Source organism: Dyella sp. 2YAF14, assembly GCF_052114725.1.
In the GTDB taxonomy this organism is placed as follows: Bacteria; Pseudomonadota; Gammaproteobacteria; order Xanthomonadales; family Rhodanobacteraceae; genus Dyella.
This window is the reverse complement of record NZ_JBFRFH010000019.1, coordinates 41,167-65,755: the sequence shown is the minus strand read 5'-3', so window position 1 is coordinate 65,755 and position 24,589 is coordinate 41,167. Positions and strand designations below refer to the sequence as shown.

General features: G+C 63.8%; 15 protein-coding genes. 10 read left to right on the top strand and 5 right to left on the bottom strand.

The features are described 5' to 3' along the window. Positions 1-47: 47 nt before the first annotated feature. The 3 genes from AB4Y82_RS18965 to AB4Y82_RS18955 all read right to left on the bottom strand — a co-directional run bounded on the left by AB4Y82_RS18965 (position 48) and on the right by AB4Y82_RS18955 (position 7,602). A complete protein-coding gene (locus AB4Y82_RS18965; protein WP_441602019.1) occupies positions 48-2,945 on the bottom strand; it encodes a TonB-dependent receptor domain-containing protein in 2,898 nt (965 codons plus the stop codon). A 416-nt stretch (positions 2,946-3,361) separates the two neighbouring features. Further along, positions 3,362-6,220, bottom strand: a complete 2,859-nt coding sequence (locus AB4Y82_RS18960) for a TonB-dependent receptor plug domain-containing protein (protein ID WP_441602018.1) — start codon at positions 6,218-6,220, stop codon at positions 3,362-3,364. A 353-nt stretch (positions 6,221-6,573) separates the two neighbouring features. Then, entirely contained in the window at positions 6,574-7,602 is a 1,029-nt protein-coding gene (locus tag AB4Y82_RS18955) for an AI-2E family transporter (RefSeq protein WP_441602017.1), read from the bottom strand. A gap of 175 nt (positions 7,603-7,777) precedes the next feature. Between AB4Y82_RS18955 and AB4Y82_RS18950 the strand changes: the two genes are divergently transcribed. The 4 genes from AB4Y82_RS18950 (at position 7,778) to AB4Y82_RS18935 (ending at position 14,382) form a co-directional block, all read left to right on the top strand. Further along, a complete protein-coding gene (locus AB4Y82_RS18950; RefSeq protein WP_441602016.1) occupies positions 7,778-8,680 on the top strand; it encodes a 5'-nucleotidase, lipoprotein e(P4) family in 903 nt (300 codons plus the stop codon). 308 nt (positions 8,681-8,988) lie between these two features. Further along, on the top strand, positions 8,989-9,990 hold the full coding sequence (locus tag AB4Y82_RS18945) for a hypothetical protein (RefSeq protein WP_441602015.1): 1,002 nt from the start codon (positions 8,989-8,991) through the stop codon (positions 9,988-9,990). 128 nt (positions 9,991-10,118) lie between these two features. Continuing rightward, positions 10,119-12,773 (top strand): glycerol-3-phosphate 1-O-acyltransferase PlsB, encoded by a 2,655-nt coding sequence (gene plsB / locus AB4Y82_RS18940; protein WP_441602014.1) that lies wholly within the window; start codon positions 10,119-10,121, stop codon positions 12,771-12,773. A gap of 196 nt (positions 12,774-12,969) precedes the next feature. After that, entirely contained in the window at positions 12,970-14,382 is a 1,413-nt protein-coding gene (locus tag AB4Y82_RS18935) for a metal-dependent hydrolase family protein (RefSeq protein ID WP_441611565.1), read from the top strand. Positions 14,383-14,500: 118 nt separating this feature from the next. Here AB4Y82_RS18935 and AB4Y82_RS18930 read toward each other — a convergent pair whose 3' ends face one another. Then, positions 14,501-15,097: an ACP phosphodiesterase gene (locus AB4Y82_RS18930; RefSeq protein WP_441602012.1), complete on the bottom strand. Its 597-nt coding sequence runs from the start codon at positions 15,095-15,097 to the stop codon at positions 14,501-14,503. 48 nt (positions 15,098-15,145) lie between these two features. On the opposite strand from AB4Y82_RS18930, the gene AB4Y82_RS18925 reads away from it, so the two are divergent. From AB4Y82_RS18925 to AB4Y82_RS18910, 4 genes are all read left to right on the top strand, one after another. Then, the gene (locus AB4Y82_RS18925; protein ID WP_441602139.1) at positions 15,146-15,835 is read left to right on the top strand and encodes an alpha/beta hydrolase; all 690 of its coding nucleotides are present in this window, start codon (positions 15,146-15,148) and stop codon (positions 15,833-15,835) included. A gap of 69 nt (positions 15,836-15,904) precedes the next feature. Beyond that, the gene (zapE, locus tag AB4Y82_RS18920) at positions 15,905-17,026 is read left to right on the top strand and encodes a cell division protein ZapE (RefSeq protein ID WP_441602011.1); all 1,122 of its coding nucleotides are present in this window, start codon (positions 15,905-15,907) and stop codon (positions 17,024-17,026) included. Positions 17,027-17,167: 141 nt separating this feature from the next. Next, the gene (locus AB4Y82_RS18915; protein WP_441602010.1) at positions 17,168-17,545 is read left to right on the top strand and encodes a peptidase C13; all 378 of its coding nucleotides are present in this window, start codon (positions 17,168-17,170) and stop codon (positions 17,543-17,545) included. 177 nt (positions 17,546-17,722) lie between these two features. After that, the gene (locus AB4Y82_RS18910) at positions 17,723-19,501 is read left to right on the top strand and encodes a putative bifunctional diguanylate cyclase/phosphodiesterase (RefSeq protein ID WP_441611563.1); all 1,779 of its coding nucleotides are present in this window, start codon (positions 17,723-17,725) and stop codon (positions 19,499-19,501) included. Positions 19,502-19,600: 99 nt separating this feature from the next. Here AB4Y82_RS18910 and AB4Y82_RS18905 read toward each other — a convergent pair whose 3' ends face one another. Continuing rightward, the gene (locus tag AB4Y82_RS18905) at positions 19,601-21,280 is read right to left on the bottom strand and encodes an AMP-binding protein (protein ID WP_441602008.1); all 1,680 of its coding nucleotides are present in this window, start codon (positions 21,278-21,280) and stop codon (positions 19,601-19,603) included. Positions 21,281-21,487: 207 nt separating this feature from the next. Here AB4Y82_RS18905 and AB4Y82_RS18900 point away from each other — a divergent pair, with 207 nt between their 5' ends. Both AB4Y82_RS18900 and AB4Y82_RS18895 read left to right on the top strand, forming a co-directional pair. Continuing rightward, positions 21,488-22,783 (top strand): amidohydrolase, encoded by a 1,296-nt coding sequence (locus AB4Y82_RS18900; protein WP_441602007.1) that lies wholly within the window; start codon positions 21,488-21,490, stop codon positions 22,781-22,783. Positions 22,784-23,041: 258 nt separating this feature from the next. Continuing rightward, complete coding sequence (locus AB4Y82_RS18895; protein WP_441602006.1) at positions 23,042-24,586, top strand: S10 family peptidase; 1,545 nt, start codon at positions 23,042-23,044, stop codon at positions 24,584-24,586. The last annotated feature ends 3 nt before the right edge of the window (positions 24,587-24,589 follow it).

The following is a 24,589-nucleotide window of genomic DNA, read 5'->3' as shown; positions in this document are numbered from 1 at the left end:
GGCCCCGCTTTCGCGGGGCCGTTCCAATACCAGGCAACCGTTGCCGATTACTTGGCAGTCCCGCCAAAGCTGTACTTCGCCTCCAGGTAGATCGCGCGGCCGTACACGCTGTAGTTGAGCGTGTTGTACGGCTGGTTGGTCGTGCCGGGATAGCTGTCGTCCTTGGGCGGCATCTTGTTGAACACGTTGTTCACCAGCAGCGAGAGCCCGAGGCTCCTGATGGGGTTGTACGTCACGCTGACGTTGTACAGGATCCACGGCGGCAGCTTGCCGGTGCCCGGAGCTTCATAGCTGTTGAGCACGCTGGCCAGGTAGTTCGGCGTGCTGCCATAGCGGTTGAAGTACGCCGTCGCGCTCCACTGGTCGAGCGACCAGGTGAGCGAGCCGTTGACCTTGGACTTGAAGTCCGTGCTGTAGAACGGCTCGCGCAGCACGTCGATCTTCGGATCGATCACAAAGTCCTGGGTCGTGTGCTTGAGGATGTCCGAGTAGGACAGCTGAGCGGCCAGGTTGCCGAACGCGCCGATCGGCTGCAGGTAGCTGAAGTTCGCCGTGACGGCGTTGACCTGCTCGTTGGCCAGGTTGAGCTTGGGCGTGGAAATATTGGTGATCTGGCCCAGCAGATTGCCCTTGCCCGGTCCGCGAGTGATCAGGTTGAAAGCCTGGGCGCAGGTGCCCGACTTGGGATCCAGCGTGCCGGTGTCGCACAGGTATTCGGTCTGGGACAGCTTGTCCGGATCGACCTGGGTGACTTCGTTGTTGATGTCCCAATGCAGATAGTCGGCACTGACGGACATGCGCTCGATCGGTGCCCACACGAAGCCGTAGCTCCACACCTTGGCGGTGATCGGCTGCAGCGCCGGGTTGCCATAGGTCAGGCCCTGATACTGCGTGGCGTCGTACGGGATGGGGCACTTGGTCGGCGCCACGGCCGGCGCAAAGCCAAGGCGTGCGCAGTTGAGGTAGTCGGTGACCGAGTCGTAGTAACCGCTGGGTCGCTGGAATTCATCGGCTAGCGTAGGCACCTTGAACGCCGAACCGTAACGACCGCGCAGCAACAGTGTTTCGAACGGACGGTACTCGATACCCGCGTTGAACGTGGTGTGATCCACGGTCTGGCTGTCGACTTTGTAGGCGTCGTAACGCGTGGACAGATCCATGGTGACCTGTTCCAGCAACGGCAGGCGCAACTCGGCCGTGGTCGCAAAGCGCGAACGATGGCCCGCACCGGGCGTGGCGCTGGTGCCGTAGACGTAGCTCTGCTGATTGCCGTTGATGTCGGTGATGGTCTCCAGCAGGCGCGGATCCGGCGTGGAATCCCAACCCTGATTACCGCCTTCCATGACCAAGGCGAGGCCGGCCTCACCGCCGCCAATCTGGAACAAGGACTGGTTGGTCACCTGGCCGCGGAGCAGGTTATCCCAGGTCTTGGCATGGGACGTGGTGTAGCCGGTGAAGCTACGGAAGTCCGACGTGGATATCTGGTTGTACAGCGCCGCGTAGTTGGGCGTGAACACCGGATAGCCCGAATACGTGCCCTGCTGGCGACCCATGACGTGATCGGAGAAGTACTTTTCGATCGGTCCGGTGAAGCGCGCGAAGTCGCGGTTGGTCAGCTGATCGTCGGAGTGGGTGAAGCCCAGATCGTAGTCCCAGTTGGACTGGCCGAACGTACCCTTGCCACCCAAGGTCAACATGTACGAGCTGTCGTACTGCTTGCTCATGATGTTGGAGAAGCCACCCACTTCTTCCGGCGTGAAGATTTTCTGCGCCAGAACCAGGTCACCGTTGCCGCCATTGCGCGTCGGATCCCAGAAGTAGCCCGCCGTGCTGCCGGCGGTGGCAACGCTGGTACCCCAGAACGTGGTGTTGCTGCCCGAGGTGAACTTCTGCTCTTCGTAGTTGTAGAGCAGGTCGCCGTAGAGCTGCAGGTTGTCGCTGACGTCGAAGGTGGAGTGCGAATAAAGGTTCGCGGTCTTGTCGTCATTGCCAAGCGTCGCGTAGCCGGCACTGTACTGCGAGCCGCAGTAGTCACCCTTGCCCGCGCGGTTCTGCTTCGCTTCGGTGCCGCCGTAGCCGCTGGCCACCGTGGAGCAGTTGTTCGGATCAAGGAAAAGATACTTGCCAGTCAGGCCGCTCGCGAACAGATAGTCGCGCGATGCGGTCGGTGGCGTCGTACCGTCGGTGAAGTACTGCTTGGTCAGGTCGCGCTGATAGCCCCAGATCGGCTTCTTCTGCTCGTACTGCACACCGATCATGGTGTTGAACTTGCCGAAGGTGAAGCTGTCGGCAAAGCTGATGCGCTGACTCGAACCGCCGCCCTCGCTGTAGCCGCCCGCGCGCACGTCGATGGTCGGTGCGTCCACGTGCTTCTTGAGCACGATGTTGACGACGCCAGCGATGGCATCGGAGCCGTACAGCGACGACTGGCCACCCGGAAGAACGTCGATGTGATCGACCATCTCCATCGGGATGTTGCTCAGGTTGTTGAAGATGTCGCTGCCGTTGTACAGGCCGGGGAAGTCGCCCATCGGCCGGCCGTCGATCAGGTATTTGGTGAAGCCCACCGGCAGACCGAACATGCTCAGGGTCTGCGCACCAGTGGTGAACGAGTTGTTGTTCTGCGGGCCCTGCACACTACCCGTCGCGAACGAAGCCTGTTGCAGCGCCTCGGCCACCGTAGTGAAACCGCGTGCCTTGAGATCTTCCGCAGTGATGCTGATCACCGGTTGCGCCGTTTCCACCTGCGACTGCGGAATCAGTGAGCCGGTGACCGTGACGGCCTCCAGCTTCTTGGCCTTCTTGGCGTCGGCGCTATCCTGCGGCTGGCTTTGCGTGCCCGAGGAATCCTGCGGCATCGGTGACGGCGCATCGGCCGCATAAACCGACGAATAACCGAACGCCATGGCTGCCAGCACGGCAACCGTGAGCTTGGACTTCAACATGTTGTCTCCCCTACTAAAAAGCAAAGATTTGTGATCGTTTGCTGCCGCGTTCTGAGTTGTGCCGGCTCTCCCCCGACACATCCCTACGTTGAAAAAGCGTTAGCGCTTACGGCTTGTTTAGCTGACGGCTTGCTGAACAAACCGTAAAATTACGTTTAGCACGGGACAAATTTTTTACACAACCGTTTGTTCTTGCGAATTCGTAAGTGCGTGAATTTGCGTATTTTTTTTGAAGGAATGTGACAACCGCCTGTAGGGTTTTTCCTACAAAACGCCCCGTAAAGGCCGAGAGCGCTTTCACCAAAGCCTGCTGGAACGCAGGCGTATGGACCAAAAAAAGCCCCGCCAGTCTGGCGGGGCTTTGGAGCGCGAGCGGAACGCTCCGCTTGCTTCGGGTCAGATCACGTCGCGGGACATCAACCGTTGCGGGTATGGCCCCCGAAACGCCACTGCAGCTGCAGCATCACTTCGCGACCGTAAACGTTGTAGTTCTCGTTGTTGTAGTACGGATAGGTTCCGGCATAGGAGCCGTCCTTGGGCGGCATCTTGTTGAACACGTTGTTGGTCAACAGCGACACGTCCACGTCCTTGGTGGGCGAGTAGGTGACGCTCCAGTTCCAGGTGATCCACGGCGCCACCTTGGCATCGCCGGGGTAGTTCGGACCGTTGATCAGGCCGGTGTAGTTCGGCGACGGTCCATCGCGGTGGTAGTACACCGTGCTCGACCAGGTGTCGTGGAACGACCAGCCCAGTGCGCCGCTGACGATGCTCTTGAATTCCGAGCTGTACAGGGGATTGGTGAGCTGGTTGATGGTCGGGCCGCCCGGGTAGATCTGGTAGGCATGCTTGAGCATGTCGTTCCAGTCGAGCTGCAGGTTGAACTGGCCGACGGGGCTGGGGTTGAACAGGTATTTGATCTGCGAGGTCACCGACTCGGTCTGCTCGCTCGACACGTTGATGTAGTACTGGGTGATGCTGGTGACCTGGCCGGTGAACTGGTCACGCACCACTTGCGAGGTCGCCGCCAGGCAGTCCGGCGAATTGGCCGGCAGCTGGCCTTCCAGGCACTGCGCGTTTTCCTTCATCAGCAGATCGGCCGGCTGTGGCGCCACCTCGTTGCTGATGTTGATGTGCAGGTAGTCGGCGGTGATGCTGAGGTTGTTGATCGGCGCCCACACGAAGCCTGCGGACCAACTCTTGGCCGTGGTCGGCTTGAGCTTGGGATTGGACAACGTCGTGCCCGACACTTCGGTGGTGTAGTTCTGGCTGCAGTTCTGGCCGTTGCCCTGCGTCTGGCACAGATAGTAGTCGGTGACGTTCTGGTAGTTGCCGCTCGGCCCCAGGAACAGCGCCGACATGTCGGGCGCAAGGAACGAGGTGGAGTAGTTGCCACGCAACAGCAGCGTTTCCCAGGGACGGAATTCCAGGCCTGCCTTGTAGGTGAACTTGCCCGTGTCGCTATCGGAGGTGCTGTAGTGGTCATAGCGACCCGAGAGATCCACCGTAAGCATCTTCCAGATCGGCGCATTGAACTCGAACGCCGACGCCGCGTGGCTGCGCGTGCCGCCACCGGAAGTTCCGGTAAGCCCCCACACTTCGTTGTTCAAGATCAGCGGATTGATCGGCTCGTACCAGGCCTGGCTTCCGCCTTCCACCAGCACCGCCAACGCCGCATCGCCGCCCGGCAGCGAGAACAGGCTGCTGTTGCTCACGGTGGCGCGCGTGTTGTTGACCCAGGTGTTGGATTCGCTGCTGATGTTCTGCATGAAGCTGGCCAGCTGGGCCGGGGTCAGCGGGGTATAGAACTGCGCATAGTTCGGGTTGTAGACGTTCAGGCCGGTGTTGGGGTCGTTGCCCATCTGCGGACCAAGAATGTTGCCGAAGTAGTTGTCCACCGCAGTCGTCATGCGCTCCGGCGTGCTTGAGGTGGTGCGGTCGCCGGAACGCACGAAGTAGATGTCCCACAACCAGTTCGAATCGCCGAAGCTGCCGTTCGCGCCGATGTCGGCCTGGTACATCAGGTCATCCTGGCGGCCAAGCTGGTTGTAGTAGTTGTTGCCCACTTCTTCCGGGCCGAACACGCGCTCGGGATAGAGGATGTGGCCGTTGGTGTCTTCGACCAGTCCGCCCGGATAGTCGATCGGACCCCACCAGTTGTAGTCCGAGCCAGGCGTCCACTTCTGCTGCTGCCAATCGACCAGCGCGTCGCCGTACAGACGCACGTAATCATTGACGTTGTACTTGAGCTTCAGCATGCCGTCGTAGCTGCGGCTCTGATTGAGCAGCGTGGTGTAGCCGTAGACGTCGTTCGAACCGCAAAAGGTGCCGGTGCGGCTGGTGTCGGTCGAATGCGCGTTGACCGTGGTGCCCTTGAACAGGCCGCTCATCGCTGCGCAGTTGTCCTGTGGGCTGATATAGCCCTGCACGGCGCCGGTGTACGTATCGAGCGTGCCGTAGTCGAGCACGCGCGCCACCGTGACCGGCGTGGGATTGGTCGCGGTGAACGAGCGCTGGTACGCCCAGATCGGCGACTGGTTGTCGAATTCGACCGCACCGAGCACGTCGAGCTTGCCGAACTGGTGGCCGAAGGTCAGCGACAAGCGCTGGCTGGAGCCGCCGCCGCCGTCATAGCCGCCCGCGCGCACCAGCACTTCGGTGCCATCCATGTGCTGCTTGGTCACGATGTTGACGACGCCGGCAATGGCCTGCGAACCGTAGATGGACGAGGCGCCGCCGGGCAGCACGTCGATGTGGTCGATCATCGCCAACGGGATGTTGGAGATATTGGTGAAGTTGCTCTGCCCGTTGTACAGCTGGCCGAACTGGGTGATCGGCCGACCATCGATCAGGGTCAGCGTGTACTCGGGATTCAAGCCGTACAGGCTGATGGTCTGCGCACCCTGGGTGAAACCGCCGCTAGCCTGCGGGCCCTGCACGGAACCGGTGGACAACACCGAGCTCTGCAGCACTTCAGCCACGCTGTTGAAGCCGCGGGCTTTGATTTCCTGGCTGGTGATCGTGTAGATCGGCGCGGCGGTCTGGATCTGCGCATTGTTGATCAGGGTGCCGCTGACGGTGACCGCATCGAGGCGTTTGGCCTTCTTTTGCGCATCGGTATCGGTGGACTGGTCCTGCGCCGCGTCGGCGTTCGAACCCGTCGCAGCGGCACTGCCCGGCTGGGCGTTGCTGCTTGCATCGGTAGTTGCGGCGAAGGCTGGCGCGCAGCCGAACGCCAAGGCCGCCAGCACGGCGGCCGTGAGCTTGGACTTCAACATGGATCTCCCCTACATCGAATCTATGAATGGATGTCCCACACGCGCGTCTTCGCACGCCCGATGATTTCGGCGCCCCCGTCTCCCGCGGGGTTGTCATCATTTGGACGCCCAAATGAAATCACCTGTTTGGCTTTCTAACACGAAGAAGGCGCGTCGCAACAGCCCCAAGAAACTCGCAAGTAATTGAAACGCAAGAACTATTCTCTTGCACTTGAGAGTTGCGATGCGTTCGCAGGAAAGCGCTGGAATTCGCAGGTCACTACTGGTGGCGCGCAACACACTGCGCCCCTTCGCAAGTGCGAACGGACGCTGCGTGGTTTTTTGCGTTGGCGCGCGAGTACGCGCGCGGCGACTCAGATCAGCCGTTCGGCTTCAAGCTCGCTCTTGAGATAGGCGTAGTAGATCGGCGCGGCAATCAGGCCGGCCAGTCCAAAGGCGGCTTCCATCAGCAACATGGCCACCAGCAACTCCCACGCACGCGCGCGGATCTGGCTGCCCACGATACGTGCATTGAGGAAATACTCGAGCTTGTGGATCAGGATGAGAAAGCCGAGCGCTGCGATACCGACGCCCAGCGAAATCGACAAGCCCGCAATGGTGATCGCCGTGTTGGAAATCAGATTGCCGATCACCGGCAGCAAGCCAACGATGAAGGTCACCACCACCAAGGTCTTGGCCAGCGGCACGTGGATGTCCATCAACGGCAACACGCCGAGCAGGAAAATCGCGGTAAATGTCGTGTTGAGCAGCGAAATCTTGATCTGCGCGAAAACGATGTTGTGGAATGCTTCCGCCAGTCGCTGCGCACGCAGGCCCAGCGCAGAAGCCAGCGGGCCGACTTGATGCGCCGGACGCGCGCGGCTGAGCGCAACGATGGCGCCGAGCACCATGCCGATCAGGATGTGCACGAAGACGCGCGCCGCCTCCTTGCCGATGGTCTGCAGGCTCACCGAGTGCTTGCGCGTGAGTTCCAGCGCCATCACGCGCAAGTCGTCGACGCTGTCGGGCAACCAGCCGACCACGGTCCCTGGCAACTGCTCGCGTGCCTTCTCCACCAGCGGCATCAATTGCTGTTGCCACAACAGCTCGGGGTTGCCGATTTCATTGCGCAGAAAACTCACCGCGCCAAGGATCAGCAACACCAGCAAACCCACCACGATGGTGGCGAGCAAGGCCACCACCAGCACCCGCGCGCGGTCGCCGGGCACCCGCTTGCCCAGCAGCGGCGCGGTCGATTGCACCAGCTCGTAGACCAGCAGGCCGGCGAACAACGCAGGCAGAAGTCGCAATCCCAACACCAGCACCAGCGCGAGGCCGGCCAGCACATAGCTGGTGATGCGGATGGCCGACGACGGCGGACGGACGTTCTGGGCAGGTTCCATGCAACTTCATGCGGCGGCGGGGATGGGAGGCAGTCTGTCAGTAGCCGATGAGGGCCGCCAGCCCTGTCGTTGTACCCACGAAGCAGGCGGCCAGGGCGCGCGCAGAGGCTGCGTCGACACGCCCCTGTCGTAAACTTGTCCGATTCTGCGCGCTCTGTTTACTCGGGAATCCTCTATGTCCGTTCGTTTGTCGGCGGCGCTTGCCGCCCTGGTCCTGCTTGCCGGTTGTTCCACGTCCACCCCGACCAAGACGCCTGCACCGACCGCCCCGGTCGCCCCGGTTGCCGCCGCGCCGACGCCCAGGACGCCGGCCGATGACAACCTCAATGCGGTCGCCTGGAGCCAGACGGCGATCGAGCATGACCTGATCTATCTGCAGACCTACCGCGACGCGCAGGCCCGCCTGCCGGCCGCCCTGGCCGACAAGCAGTGGGATGCGCTGCCCAAGGACGACCGCGTGGCGCCGGTCAAGGACCTCAAGCCGGCCGTGGTGCTCGACATCGACGAAACCGTGCTCGACAACTCGCCCTACCAGGCACGTCTGATCAAGAGCGGCGGCGAGTACAACGAGGCCGACTGGGCGGCCTGGTGCAACGAGCAGCGCGCCCGCGCCCTGCCGGGCGTGGTGGAGTTCACCCAGTTCGCCGCCAAGCACGGCATTGCGGTGATCTACATCTCCAACCGCGCCAAGGACCTGGACCAGGCCACCCTGGCCAATCTGCGCAAGGCCGGCCTGCCGGTGGCCGGTCCGGAGTCCTTCCTGGGCCTGGGTACCTTTGTCGAAGACTGCGAACAGATCGGCACCGAGAAGGGCTGCCGCCGTCAGCTGATCAGCCACAAATATCGCGTGTTGATGCAGTTTGGCGACCAGATCGGCGATTTTGTGACCGTTCTGGCCAATAACGCCGAAGGCCGTCAGAAGGCCATGAAGCCGTACATGGACTGGATCGGCACCCGCTGGTTCGTGCTGCCCAACCCGACCTATGGCGCATGGGAGCCCGCTCTGTTTAATAATGACTACACGGCCCCGCGCGACGAACGTCGCCGCCAGAAGATCCAGTCGCTGCGTTTTGACTGATTTCCGTCAAGTAAAAACAACGACTTACGAGCTTAAACCTAAAGTATTGCTTTAAGTTTGACGGGGAATTAACATCCTCCCCGCTGACACCTGCTGACCTTGATAACTCCGCAGGCAAGGCCATTTCCCTTCCGGCTCTGCCGGATTACCCCGTGAGGCTCAACGCCCGCGGGGTTTTCTTTTGGTGCTATCTAAAGGGCGCTTGAACGGGCTCCCAACTTGGTGTCACGCCTCTTGTTCACGCGGAGTCGACACCCTTACGCTCGGCCGACCGCCTCCGGTTGCCTGGCGCCACCAAACGAGATTCCATGCGTCGCTCATCCGTCTACTACGCCGTTGGTGCGTTCATTGCCCTGCTGGTGCTGGCCACGGCGGCCGCGCTGTTCATGACCTCGCACCACAAGGCCGTCGGGCCGGTGCCGGTGGTGGTCGGCGGCGATACGCCCGAGGCGTCGGTGCAGCAGTCGATTGCGCTGATCAAGACGGGCGACTTCGCCGGCTTCTGGAAGCACGCCCTGCCCCCGGCCGACTACGACACCCTGCGTTCGGACTGGACACGCCCACGTCCCGATGAGCACCCGCTGACGCCCGAAGACCGCGCGGACTTCATCAAGACCATGCAGCAGCTCACCGCGCCCGATGCCGAAACCAAGCTCTACGCAGTGGCCAAGCCCAAGCTGGCCCAGCTGCAGGCGCAGTATCAGGACCAGGTGCCGGTGATGATCGGCATCTTCCAGGCGATTGCCGCCACTGGCGTGTCGCAGAGCAAGGACCTCACCAACCCGCAGAAGCAGCAGGCCACCGAGGTCATCAACGTGCTCGCGCCGTGGGCGCAGACCGTGCCGTGGTTTGACCAGGCGCGCGCCAAGCAGGTGGTCGGCATCGCCGTCGCCACCGCCCGCAAGCTCGACCTGAAGACGCCCGAGCAGCTGAAGGCCATGGACTTCGACACGGCGATGCAGAAGTACAGCGTCGGCTTCCTTGGCATCAAACAAGCCTTGGCCGTTTACGGCCTGTCGGTGGACGACACGCTCGATTCGGCCAAGGTCAGCACGGTGGAGAACCGCAACGGCCATGCCCATGTGCGCATCGACTACACCTTGCTGGGCAAGCCGTTGACCACCGAATCCGATCTGATCGAACAGGACGGGCGCTGGTATAGCGAGGATGTGCTCAAGAACGTGCGCGAGGCGCATGAGCGCCTGCTTGCTCCGCCCGCTCCCGCTGGCAGTGTCCCGGCGCCAGCGATGCCGGCCAGCGTCAGCACGCCGATCCAGGCCATGACGACGAAGCCGCCGGCCAAGCACTGAGCCCCGCCAAAACACCTTGTTTACTTTCGCTCCGGTAAAAGGCCGGGGCGACACGGGCGGCGCTTGCCGTTGCCGCCCGATCCGCCCAACCGACCCGGACAGCTCGGGCCACCAGTTACAATTGGGGAATGCAGAATATGTCGACCACGGACTCTCCCGCCCGTAGCCGCGCGCCCTGGTGGTTCAACCTGGCCGGGCAGTTGCTCGAACCCTGGATGCGCATCCGCCGCGATCCCGCCGAACCGGCCGCCTTGCTCAAGGCAGGCATACCGGTTTGCTATGTGATCGAGCGCGATGGCTTTTCCGATGCCCTGATCCTGGAGCGCGCCTGCCGCGAGGCCGGCTTGCCGTCGCCGATGGCGCCGCTCTCGGGTACGCGCCGCAAGCGCTCGGTGTTTGCCCTGGCCCGCCGCGACGGCTGGCTGTTCGGCCGCAGCCGCAAGCGCTCGCCCAGCGAACCGTTGGGCCAGCTGGTGCGCTCGCTGGAAGGCGACCCCGAGCGCGACGTGCAGATCGTGCCCGTGTCCATCTATGTCGGTCGCGCGCCCACCCGCGAGTCGGGCTGGTTCAGCGTGCTGTTTTCGGAAAACTGGGTCGTCGTCGGCCGTTTCCGCCGCATGCTGGCGCTGCTGCTCAATGGCCGCGACACCGTGGTGCATTTCTCCACCCCGGTATCGCTGCGCACGGTAGTCAACGAAGCGGGCGAGATCCGACCGGAACGCCTCACCCGCAAGATCGCCCGCGTGCTGCGCACGCACTTCCGCCGCATCCGCGCGGCGGTGATCGGCCCCGACCTGTCGCATCGCCGTACCGTGGTCGATTCGGTGTTGAATGCCGAGCCCGTGCGCGCCGCCATCGCCGCCACGGCCGCGAAGGAAAACATCAGCCAGGCCAAGGCGTGGCGTCGTGCGCACGACCTGGTGATGGAGATTGCCGCCGACTATTCGCACCCGGTGGTGCGTTCGGCTTCGTTCCTGCTCTCCAATTTCTGGAACAAGCTGTACGACGGCATCGCCATGCACCACTTCGAAAAGGCCCGCGCTGCCGCGCCGGGTCACGAAGTGGTCTATGTGCCCTGCCATCGCAGCCATGCCGACTATCTGCTGATGTCCTATCAGCTGCATATGTCCGGCGTGGTGGTACCGCATATCGCGGCGGGCGTGAACCTCAACCTGCCGGTGATCGGACCGATCCTGCGGCGCGGCGGCGCGTTCTTCCTGCGCCGCAGCTTCAAGGGCAATGCGCTGTATTCGGTGGTGTTCAATGAATACGTGGCGCAGCTGATCGATCGCGGCGTACCGATGGAGTACTTCATCGAAGGCGGCCGCTCGCGCACGGGCCGCCTGCTGGCGCCGCGCGCGGGCATGCTGGCGATGACGGTGCGTGCCTTCCTGCGCGCGCCGCGCCGCCCGGTGTTGTTCCAGCCTGTATACATCGGCTACGAGAAGCTGATGGAGGGCAAGAGCTATATCGGCGAACTCTCCGGCAAGCCCAAGGAGAAGGAATCGCTGATCGGCCTGCTGCGCGGACTCAAGGTGCTGCGCCAGCGCTATGGTCACGTCGCGCTGAATTTCGGCGAGCCGATCGAGCTTAACCCCATGCTCGACGCCGCCAGCCCCGACTGGCGCACCGACGATCCCGACGCCAAGCCCGAATGGCTGGGCCGCGTGGTGGACGACCTGGCCGACAAGATCCAGATCAACATCAACCGCGCCGCGGACATGAACCCCATCAACCTGCTGGCGCTGGCGCTGCTCGCCACGCCCAAGCACGCGATGGCGGAAAACGACCTGCTTGCACAGCTGGAACTGATGAAGGGGCTGCTGGAAGAGTTGCCTTATTCAGACCGCATGACGCTCACCGCGATGGACCCGGCTGGCATCATCGCCTACGGCGAACAGATGGGCTGGATCCGCCGCGTGCGCCATCCGCTGGGCGACGTGCTGGTGACCGAAGACGAGCAGGCGGTGTTGCTGAGCTATTTCCGCAACAACGTGCTGCACCTCACGGCCACGGCGGCGTGGGTGGCTTCGTGCTTCCTCAACAATCGCCGCATGTCGCGCGCCTCGGTGCTGCGCCTGGGCCGCATCATTTATCCGTTCATCCAGGGCGAGCTGTTCCTGCCGTGGGATGCCGACGGTTTCTGCGCGCAGCTGCAGGCCACCATCGATTTCTTCGTGCGCCGCGGGCTGCTCGAAGCGACCGGCGACGGCCGCGTGCTCGAGCGCGGCCCGGGCCAGGACGATGCGGCGTTCCAGCTCAAGATCATTGCGCGCAGCCTGATCCAGGCGTTCGAGCGCTACTACATCACCATCGCCGCGCTGGTGAAGAACGGGCCGCATACGCTCTCTTCGGCCGAGCTTGAGAACGCCTGCACGCTCACCGCCCAGCGCCTGAGCATGCTCAACGAATTGTCGGCGCCGGAGTTCTTCGACAAGGCGCTGTTCCGCGGCTTCATCCAGAAGCTGCGCGAGAACCGCATCGTGTGGACTGACGACGCCGGCAAGCTCGACTACGACACCGCGCTTGAGGGCATGGTGCGCGATGCCCGCGTGATCCTTTCCCGCGAGGTACGCCACTCCATCCTCAAGATCACCCCGGGCGGCGACGGCGAGAAGGATGCATCGCCCGAAAAGCCGCTGCCCGCCGATGCCACCAGCGAGGCACTGCACGAACGCCATGTGGCGGCGGAGCAGCATGAACATGCGCCGGTCGAGGCGACGGTGGTGGAAACGGCGACGGTGGAAGAGAGCGCGAACGGCGATACGCCGTCGAAGGACTGAGGCGGCATCGCTGCCACCTCCTATCGTCATCCCGGCGCACCCCAAGTGAGGGGGGATGACGGCTTCCATTGCGGCCACATCGCAAGATCCAGCAGGACGAACCGACCCACGCATCGCGACCCCATATAGGTAGTTCGTCATGGGTCGGCCGCCCCGGTCTCACCCTAAGATGAGCGCTTCACCCGGGGAGCTCATCATGACCACACGCGTTGCCTTCGCCATCGCTGCAGCCCTTGCGCTGCCCACCGCCATTGCGGCCGAACCCGCGCAGTCTCCGCCGGACGTCACCGTGCTGCAGTGTGCGCACCTGGTCGACACCGCCGCGGGCAAGCTGCTGGGCGAAACCACGCTGGTGATCGAAGGCAAGCAGGTCAAGGAGATCAAGTCCGGCTTCGTCGACTACAGCTCCTACGCCAATGCCGCCAAGACCTCGGGCGCGAGCTTTCGCTTTGAGAAGTTCATCAACGGCACCTGCCTGCCCGGCCTGATCGACGCACACACGCATCTCACCAGCGAAACGAGCCCCTCCGGTTACACCGATCAGTTCCGCTGGAATATTTCCGACTACGCGATCCGCTCGACCGTTTACGCGCGTCGCACGCTGATGGCCGGCTTTACCGCGGTGCGCAATCTCGGCGACGCGGGCAACGAATCCATTTCGCTGCGCAATGCCATCAATGCCGGCATCGTGCCGGGTCCGCGCATCTTCACCGCCGGCCGGCCGATCGGCAGCACCGGCGGCCATGCCGACCCCACCGACGGCTATCGCATGGACCTGGCCGGCAATCCCGGCCCCAAGGACGGCATCATCAACAGCGCCGACGACGCCTATAAGGCCGTGCGCCAGCACTACAAGGATGGCGTGGACGTCATCAAGATCATGCCCTCGGGCGGCGTGCTCGACGAAAGCAGCAGCGCCGACAACGCGCAGATGACCATCGAAGAGATCAAGGCTGTGGTCACCGCCGCTCACGACTACGGCTTCACCGTGGCCGCGCACGCGCACGGCGCCGAAGCGATCCGCCGCGCGGTGTTGGCCGGCGTCGATTCGATCGAGCACGGCACCTTCATGAACGATGAAGATATGAAGCTGATGAAGGAACACGGCACCTGGTACGTGCCCACCATCATCGCCGGCAAGTACGTGCAGGAAATGGCCGCCAAACCCGGCTACTACCCGCCGCAAGTCGCCGCCAAGGCGCTGCAGGTGGGCCCGATCATCCAGACCACCGCCGGCAAGGCCTACAAGGCCGGCGTGAAGATCGCCTTCGGCACGGATGCCGCCGTCTATCCGCACGGCCAGAACGCCAAGGAGTTCCAATACATGGTGCAAGCCGGCATGCCGCCGATGTTCGTGCTGCAAGCCGCCACCACCCATGCCGCCGAACTGCTGCACAAACAGAACGAACTGGGCCAGATCGCCGTGGGCCGCATGGCCGACATCATTGCCGTGCCGGGCAACCCGATCGAAGACATCACTGGCGCACCCTGTGCGCGACTGCCACGCCTGGGTGTGCTGCTCCGTAGGCTTGTCGCGCACAGGGTGCGCTCCCACAAAGAGCCAACCGGCAGCTTTGATCCGACGCCCAGGCTGGCACCCTCCTTGTAGGAGCGCACTTGTGCGCGACCGCCACGTTGGGCGCGCCGCTCCGTCGGCTGGTCGCGCACAAGTGCGCTCCTACAACAAGCGGACGCCGGCGACGGCGGGATGACGAAAGGCGCTCCAGTTAACTGGCCGCCCCGTGCTCCCCCAACCACTCGCCCGCAAACGCCGTCAACTCCGGATAAAACACCTCAAACGTCGCCTGCAGCGGGCGATCCAGGCCCATCAACACCGGCAACGCCTCCCCGACCGGATTGCTCCGGCTCAAGCGATGCGAAATCCCATCAAACGCCGCGCCCATTTCCTCGAGCCGCGCATAGCCTGCCGGCAGCGCGTGCGCCTCCATGTAATTGCGAAAGCGCAGCAGGCCGGGCGGCAGTAACGGCTCATAGCGGTGCAGCAGCTCGCGCAGGTGGGCCGAATAGGGCTCCAGCGAGTGATGACTCCAGCGCGGGAAATCGCGCGCAAGCAGGTGGTCGAACCACATGTCCAGCAGGATCCCGCCGTAACGGCGGAACGGCGCCGGCAGCAGCGCCCGCGCCTCTGCCACCGCAGGATGGCTATCGGTAAACACATCGATGGCCCGATGCAGGCGAATGCCCGTGATCACGCCCTGTGGCAAGGCTGGATCGGGCTGTCCATGGACGAAATCCCCCATGAAACCGCCCAGTTGCAGCAGCTCGTCGTCACCGGCCAGCAACGTGTGCGCAAGATGATTCATCGCGGCCGGCCCGAACGCCGAGGCCAGCTGGCGGTTATCATCTTGCTTATGAACCCCGTGATCATTCCCACCCAACCCGACCGTTTTCCGGAGCAGGCCTCCAGCTTCGCGCTGGAAGGGCCCGCCGGCAAGCTAGAAGCTGTGAGCGACGTGGCCGTGCCCGAAGAGGCACGCCGCGGCACCGCCATCATCTGCCATCCGCACCCGCTCCAGGGCGGCACCATGCACAACAAGGTGGTGACCATGGTAGAGCGCTCGCTGCGCGAGTCCGGGCTGGACACCGTGCGCTTCAATTTCCGCGGCACGGGCGAATCCGAAGGCACGTATGACCATGGCAACGGCGAGGGCGACGACCTGGCTGCCGTGGCGGCCTGGGTGCGCCGGACCCGCCCGGACGACGCCCTGTGGCTGGCCGGCTTCTCGTTCGGCAGCTATGTCTCCATCCGCAACGCGGTGCGCCTGCGCGCCGACGCGCTGATCAGCATCGCGCCGCCGGCCGGTCGCTGGCCGTTCGAGGACATCCAGCTGCCGACCTGTCCCTGGCTGGTGGTGCAAGGCGAGGAAGACGAAGTGGTCGACCCGCAGACCGTGTTCAACTGGATCGACGGCATGAAGCACAAGCCTGAACTGGTGCGCATGCCCGAAACCAGCCACTTCTTCCACCGTCGCCTGATGGATCTGCGCGGCGCCATCAAGCACGCCGTGCAGCCCTGGCTGCCGCCGCTGCGTCAGGACTGATGCTGCTCGACCTCCCCCCGATGCGATGCCCGGCGTCCCCACCTGGCATCGGTAGAGTCCGCCGTACCCATGAGTAATTCCGACCTGCTCGCGCCCAGTGCGCGTTATCACGAAGGTGTCAGCGCGCACCGCTGGGAGGCCGATCCGGCCCAGCAGGCCTTGCTGCCCGAGTTCGACCGCATGCATGCCGCCCTGCTCGCCGCCGCGGCGAACGGCAATGGCAACGGCTTGTTTGGACGTCTGAAATCGCTGCTGGGCAACGACACCCGCGAAGGCGTGCAGGGCTTGTACCTGTGGGGCAGCGTGGGACGCGGCAAGACCTTCCTGATGGATATGTTCGTGTCCAGCCTGTCGCCCGGCATGGCGTTGCGCCGTCACTACCATCGCTTCATGGGCGAGGTGCATGAGCAGTTGCGCGAGCTGGGCGAACGGCAGGATCCGTTGATCGAGGTCGCCGCCAACATCGCCTCGCGTTGTCGCGTGCTGTGCCTGGACGAATTCCTGGTCAACGACATCGGCGACGCCATGATCTTGGGCACGCTGCTGCAGTCGCTGTTCGAGCGCGGCGTGACCCTGGTCACCACCTCGAACACGGCGCCGGAGAACCTGTACAAGGAGGGCCTGCAGCGCGCGCGTTTTCTGCCGGCCATCGCGCTGATCGAAAAGCATTGCCGCGTGGTGCAGATGATTTCCTCGCACGACTGGCGATTGCGTGCACTCACCCAGGCCCCGGTATACCAGACGCCGCCGAGCGCCGAAGCGGAGCGCGCGCTGTCGCGCATCTTCACCACCCAGGCCGAAGGCGCCGTACAGGATGGTGGCGAGCTGATCATCAACGATCGCGCCATCCCGGTGCGCAAGCGTGCCCGCAACATCGTGTGGTTCGACTTCGCCGCGCTGTGCGAAGGCCCGCGCGCCGTGGCCGATTACATCGAACTGGCCAAGACCAGTCCGGCCGTCATCATCTCCAACGTGCCGCAGTTCACCATCTATACCGACGATGCCGCGCGACGCTTCGTGCAATTGGTCGACGAGTTCTACGACCGCCACGTGAAACTCATCCTGTCCGCAGCGGCAGCGATCACCGATCTGTACGACGGCGAGCGCTTGCGCGCGGAATTCGGCCGTACGGAATCGCGGTTGATTGAAATGCAAAGCGAGGAATATCTGGCGAGCGAACACCTGCCCTGATCGCCGGCACCCTTTGTAGGAGCGCACTTGTGCGCGAACGCCGACCGCAGGGCGGCCTATTAGGCCGCGTTCGCGCACAAGTGCGCTCCTACCAAGGGACGTTGCTGCTAACGTGATGCCTCCTCATCGGCCGGAACCGCCATGTCGATCCTGCTCGCCCTTGCCCTGCAACTGAGTCCCAACGCTGGCGCGGATTTCCACGCGCGCGTCACCCAGGCCAAGCTGGCCGAGGGCGCCGCCACGGGGCCGGCCTATCAGAAACAGATGTGGGATCGCATCGGCAATGCCACCACGGATGCGTACAAGAGCTGTCTGGCCGCCACCCAGCCGCCGGACAAGTCGCCTTTCACCCTGGTCGCCGACGTCGCTGCCGACGGGCGCTTGTCACGCATCGCAGTGCAGCCCGAGACACTGGTGGCGCAATGCATGGCCAGCCACTTCGCCAGCTGGACCCTGCCGCCACCGCCTGCCAAGCCTGCACCGTATCCTGTCGAAGTGGATTTCAGCATCAAACCATAGGCACGCACACCCCAAAGAGCCGTACCACTATTTGACAGATTGCGGTCCGCGAAGCGGCTGGAGTAGCCTCGCCTGCATATCGGGACACCAGTCCTTAGGGGGCAATCGGCGATGCGCACGACCACGGGATGGGGTCCGGGGCAGATCGCGGCTGGGCATCAGCCAACACCGCCTGCCGTGGAAACATCCCCGGAGCAAGCCGCCGCTTCGGCGGAGAGCCTGGCTGTGCCGGGCTTCGATGCCGTGGTGCGCCTGATGACGCGCACGCTCGGCGTTCCGCAGGTGGCGCTGGTGCTCAACAGCGGTGCGGCTTACTGGTTTGCCGATGGCAACGCCTTGCCGTCCGGCGGACCGCGCGCCTTGCATCCGCTGTTGCTGCAGGCAGCGCGCAGTCTCGCATCGCAGGTGGTGCTCGATACGCTTGCCGATGAACGCCTGCGCGACGACGCACTGCCACTGACGACAGGCCTGGGACCGATCCGCTTCTTTGCCAGCGAACCGGTCTGCACGCTCACCGGCCAGCACATCGGCGCGCTATGCGTGATGGACTCGCAGCCGCGCACTGCATTGAACGAGAGCGAGCAGGCCAGCTTGCGCGACGCCGCCTCGCTGATCGGCGCCGGCGTGGTGTTGCGCAGCTATCTTGGCCGCACCGATCCGATCACCCAGCTGCCGCATCGTTACGCGTTCTTCGACGATCTGCGCAAGCATCTGCACGAAGGCGTGCCGCATGCGTGGGTGATCGCCATCGACGTGGCGCCGGTGCAGCGTTTCAATGCATTCATCCGCGCCATGGGGCATGCGTACGCCGATGAGTTGATGCGCTCCGTCGCCGCACGCACCATCGAATGGATACCGCCCCAGACGCGCCTCTATCAGGTAGGCGCGACGCGTTTTGCCGCCGTGCTTCCCGATCATCACCTGCTCGATGACAGCACGCGCCTCGACGACCTGGTGGCGCGCCTGCGCCGGCCGTTCGATTGCCTGGGCATCCCGCTGACCATCCAGCCCGGCGTGGGCCTGCTCAAGATCCATGCGAACGAGTTGCGCGGTGGCGATCCGCTGCGCCTGGTGATGAACGCCTCGCATGCCGCGCAGCAGAGTCCGCGCGGCTGGGCGGTATACAACCGCATGCAGGACGAACAGCAGCGACAGGAATTCCTGCTGGTCACCGAACTGGCCGCCGCGCTGAACGAGCGGACCGAACTCGACCTGCACTACCAACCCCGCGTGGACCTGGACACCGGCCGCTGCGTGGCGGTGGAAGCCCTCGCGCGCTGGCACCATCCCACGCTGGGCTCCATCCCTCCCGCGCACTTCGTCGCACTGGCCGAGCGTGCGGGCCTGATGCACTCGCTGACGCAATGGGTGATGGAGCACAGCCTCGCGCAGCTGGCCGCCTGGCGCCGTGACGGGCACGACATCAAGTTGTCGCTCAACGTTTCCAGCACCGACCTGGACGCCGACCTGGTCGGCCGCCTGCGCAGCGTCGCCGAGCGGCACAAGATCGGGCTCGATTCGCTGGAGCTCGAGTTCACCGAAAGCACGCTGATGGAGCACAGCGCCGTCACGCGCCGCCATCTCACCGCGATTCGCGAGCTCGGCGCCGGCATTGCGATCGACGACTTCGGCACCGGCTACAGCAATCTGGCGGCGCTGCGGCAGATGCCGGCCACCAGCCTGAAGATCGACCAGTCCTTCGTGCGCGGCATGGGCACCAGCCAGCACGACGAAGCGATCGTGCGTTCGGTGGCGGAGCTGTCGCGCAATATGGGTTTTCGCGTAGTGGTGGAAGGGGTGGAAACCTCGCACATCTACGAGAGCGTGCTGGGCATGGCCTGCGATGAAGCGCAGGGGTTTCATATTGCGCATCCCATGCCGTCCCATGATGTGCCGGCGTGGTTGACCGCGCATCAGGGCATGCCGTCGCGGCGCGCGGTTCGCTGGGGCCAATAGCCAGCCTTACCCTGTGGGAGCGCACCCTGTGCGCGACCGCGGAGATTCGATGTTCCTCTGTAGCCGAAGTCGCGCACAGGGTGCGCTCCCACAGGAGGTTCACGTCATGGGCAGGCCCAATTCTCCAGCCATCGCCTCGCGCATCAAATACTTCTGCACCTTCCCCGTCACCGTCATCGGAAATTCGTCGACGAAGCGCACGTAATGCGGCACCTTGAAATAGGCCAGGTGATGCCGGCAATAACTCTGGATCTCCGCCTCGCTGGACGCGCAGCCATCGCGCAGGCGCACCCACGCGCACACCTGCTCGCCGAACTTCTCGTCGGGCACGCCAAACACCTGCACGTCCTGGACCTTGGGATGGGTGTAGAGGAATTCCTCGATCTCGCGCGGGTAAACATTCTCGCCACCGCGGATGATCATGTCCTTCAGCCGACCGACGATGCTGCAATAACCCTCGTCGTCGATCACGGCCAGGTCGCCGGTGTGCATCCAGCGCGCCTCGTCGATCGCCTCGCGGGTGAGCTCCTCGTCCTCCCAATAGCCGAGCATGACGGAATAGCCACGCGTGCATAGCTCGCCCGCCGTGCCACGCGGCACGGTGCGTCCGCGCTCGTCCAGCAGTTTCACTTCCACGTGCGGATGGATGCGGCCCACGCTGTCGACGCGGCGCTCCAGCGGATCCTGCGTGGTGGACTGGAAGCTGACTGGACTGGTTTCCGTCATGCCGTAGGCGATGGTGATTTCGCTCATGTGCATATCGCTCACCACCCGACGCATCACCTCGATCGGGCACGGCGAGCCGGCCATGATGCCGGTGCGCAGCGAGCTGAGATCAAAGCGGGAAAACTGCGGGTGCTCGAGCTGCGCAATGAACATGGTGGGCACGCCATGCAGGCCGGTGCAGCGCTCCTCCTGTACCGCTTCCAGCGTGGCGAGCACATCGAAGCCCTCGCCGGGTATCACCATGCAGGCTCCGTGCGTGACACAGGCGAGGTTGCCCAGCACCATGCCGAAGCAGTGGTAGAACGGCACCGGGATGCACAATCGATCGAGCTGCGTCAGCCGCATCGCCTCGCCGATGAAATACCCGTTGTTGACGATGTTGTGATGGGTGAGCGTCGCGCCCTTGGGGGCGCCGGTGGTGCCGGAGGTGAACTGGATATTCACCGGGTCGTCGAAATTGAGCTGGCTTTGCACCTCGCGCATCTGCGCCATCGCAGCCTCGTCGGCGCAGGTGGCCAGCTCGCTCCAACGGCGCGTACCCGGCGCCGCCTGATCATCGAGCAGGATCACCTCGCGCAGCGACGGCAGGCGTTCGGACTGCAACAGACCTGCCTGCGCATGACTCAGTTCCGGCGCCAGCTCCATCAGCATGTCGAGGTAATGCGAGGTCTTGAAGCGCCGCGGCAAGACCAGCGCACGGCAACGGACCTTGTTGAGCGCGTACTCCAGCTCGTGCAGGCGGTAAGCGGGATTGATGTTGACCAGGATCAGACCGAGCTTGGGCGCTGCAAATTGGAGCACTACCCATTCGTAGCGGTTGGGCGCCCAGATGCCGATGCGGTCGCCGCGCTGCAATCCCAGCGACATGAGCCCGGCCGCAACACGCTCCACCTCGGCATGGAACTGCCGGTAGTCGAGCCGGATGTCCTGGGACCGCGCCACCAGTGCCGGACGCTCCGGATAGCGGGCGGCGATGCGGTCGAGCAGCGTGCCGACGGTATCGCCAAGCAGCGGCTGGGAACTGACACCATGGACGTAGCTCGCAGCGGGCATCTGGTCGGCCTCGATGGTCGGGGAATGAGCATAGCACTGGGGTTGTGGCCTCCATGGCGCCCGGCTTTCCCTTGTGGGAGCGCACCCTGTGCGCGACGCTCCTGGGCGAAACCTGTCGCCCGGCGAGTCGCGCACAGGGTGCGCTCCCACAACAACAACAAGCTGCCGAAGGCGTTAGGATCGAGCCACCATTCGTGGAGACACCCTATGCGCCTGACCTCGCTCGCCCTGGCTCTCGCAACCGTCCTCGCCGGTACCGCTCATGCCGCCGACACCACGCAACTCGTGCAAGGCGAGTTGCCGCAAGTCACCGCGTGGCGTCGCGACATCCATCAGCATCCGGAGCTGAGCAATCGCGAGACACGCACTTCGGCGCTCGTCGCAGCGCAATTGAAGAAGCTAGGGCTGGAGGTGCACACCGGCATCGCGCACACCGGTGTCGTCGCCATCCTCAAGGGCGGCAAGCCCGGTCCCAAGCTCGCGATCCGCGCCGATATGGATGCCTTGCCGGTCACCGAAGACGTCGATGTTCCGTTCGCCTCCAAGGCCAAAGGCGAATATCGCGGCAAGCCGGTCGGCGTGATGCATGCGTGCGGGCATGACGCGCACACGGCGATGCTGCTTGGCCTGGCTACGGTGCTGGCCGGCATGAGGAAGGACTTGCCTGGCCAAGTGATGTTCGTGTTCCAGCCGGCCGAAGAAGGCGCGCCCCCGGGCGAACAGGGTGGCGCATCGCTGATGCTCAGGGACGGTGTGTTCCGCGACTTCAAGCCCGACGCGATGTTCGGCATGCACGTGGTCAGTTCGCTCAACGTGGGCACGGTGGGTGTGCGTCCCGGTCCGGCCATGGCCGGCTCGGACTGGTTCAAGATGGTGGTGCACGGCAAGCAGACGCATGGCGCGATGCCGTGGAACGGCGTCGACCCCATCGTCACCTCCTCCGAAATCATCGGCGCGGCGCAGACCATCGTCAGCCGCAAGCTCAATATCGGCGACTACCCCGCCGTGCTCAGCTTCGGCATCATCGAAGGCGGCGCTCGCTACAACATCGTGCCCGACCAGGTGGAAATGCAGGGCACGCTGCGCACCTTCGACGCCGGCATGCGCCAGCAAGCCATCGATAATCTGAAGGATATTGCACAGCACATCGCGGCGGCCAACGGCGCGACGGTGGAAACGCAGATACCGGTGGGCGACAGCAACCCGGTGCTGGTCAACAATCCTGCGCTCACGGCACGCGTGAGCGACAGCATCGGCAAGGCGATCGGCAGCGATCACGTGATCGAGGCGAAGCCGTGGATGGCGTCGGAAGACTTTGCCTACTTCGCCAACGAGGTGCCCAGCGTGTATTTCTGGGTGGGCTCCACGCCGGTGGGACAGGACGCACTCAAAGCGCCCGCCAACCATTCCCCGAAATTCTTCATGGACGAAGGCGCCTTGAAGATCGGCATGGCATCGATGCTGCAGGCGACGCTGGACTATCTCAACGCACCTAAGTCCTGATCAAAACATGCGCCCGGTTCCCAGGCTCTCTGGACGAGCCTGGAAACCGGGCGACATGCCCTGCCCGTCGCCTTTCACAATCCCGGCGTTCGCGGCGTTTCTTTTGTGAACGCTCGCTTCCTTGCGCATGATCCTGCGGGACTCGCACCCCACACCCCGTCAGCGAAAAGTAAGCCAACCAGTACTTTTGTCACGGTCGCCGCCTGGGCGCGATACGCATACTCGGGGCTTACATCGATCCAATCCCCGGGGAATTGCATGCGCCGCCTTTTGACCTTGCTGTTGGCCGGCAGCCTTGTGCTGCTGCCTTGTTCCATGACCTTGGCCAAGGATGCGCCGCCCGACAAAGACAAAAAGGCCGCCAGCAAGGACGAGGACGTCCAGGCGCCGAGCACCGAAACTGCGGTGCGCACCAAGCACAGCGTCAGCATCAACGGCCATTCGGTGTCCTACACCGCCACCGCCGGTACGGTGATCATCCGCGACGACAAGGGCGAGCCGCAGGCCAGCGTGTTCTACGTGGCCTATACGGTGGATGGCAAGGCGGAGAAGCGGCCAGTCACCTTCCTCTACAACGGCGGCCCGGGTTCGTCGTCGATGTGGCTGCACATGGGTTCGTTCGGACCGGTGCGCATCGCCACCAACAGTCCCGCTGCCACCGCGCCGGCGCCGTACAAGCTGGTCGCCAACAGCGACAGCCTGCTGGACAAGACCGACCTGGTCTTTATCGACGCCGTGGGCACCGGTTACTCGCGTCCGCTCGGCAAGGCCGAAGGCAAGGACTTCTGGGGCGTGGACCAGGACGTCTCGGCATTCTCGCGTGCCATCCAGCGCTACGTGACGGTCAACAACCGCTGGAATTCGCCGAAATTCCTCTACGGCGAAAGCTACGGCACCACGCGCTCCGGTGCGCTGGTGGATGCGCTGCAGGACAAGGGCATGTCGTTCAACGGCGTGATCATCATGTCCTCCATCCTCAACTACGGCATGCGCATGCCGGGTTACGACGAGATGTATATCGGCTACGTGCCGAGCTATGCGGCGGCCGCGTGGTACCACAACAAGCTGGCCAACAAACCCTCTGATCTCAAGGCATACATCGACCAGGTGCGCGCGTTCGCCAGCGGCCCTTATGCAAGTGCGCTTGCCAAGGGACAAAACGTTCCTGCCGCCGAGGCCGATGCGGTGGCGCGCCAGCTCGCGGGGTATACCGGCCTCTCTGTGGAATACATCAAGGAATCCAACCTGCGCGTGGATCCGTCGCGCTTCCGGAAGGAGCTGTTGCGCAACGAGCGCCGCACCATCGGCCGCTACGACGCACGCTTCGAAGGTGTGGACGAAGACGCTGCCGGCGAGGTGCCCGACTACGATGCATCCGACACCGGCATCAGCGGCGCCTTCGTCACCGCGTTCAACGACTACATCGTCAACCAGCTCAACTACCACAGCGACCTGGACTACCGCCCGACCTTCGGCGACATCAACAAGTCGTGGGACTGGAAGCATCAGGCGGCCGGCATCAAGCGCCCGCTGCTGATGGCCTATGTTGCCGGCGACCTGGCGCATGCGATGCGCACCAACCCGCATCTGCAGCTGCTTTCGGTGAACGGCTACTACGACTTCGCCACGCCGTTCTTCAACACCGAATACGACATCTCGCACATGGACCTGGAACCGTCGCTGCGCGGCAATGTGCACTTCCTGTACTACCCGTCGGGCCACATGATTTATCTCAACACCGAAGCGCTGCAGCAGCTCAAGGGCGACCTGGCTCGCTACTACGACGCCACCACCCACTCCTGATGC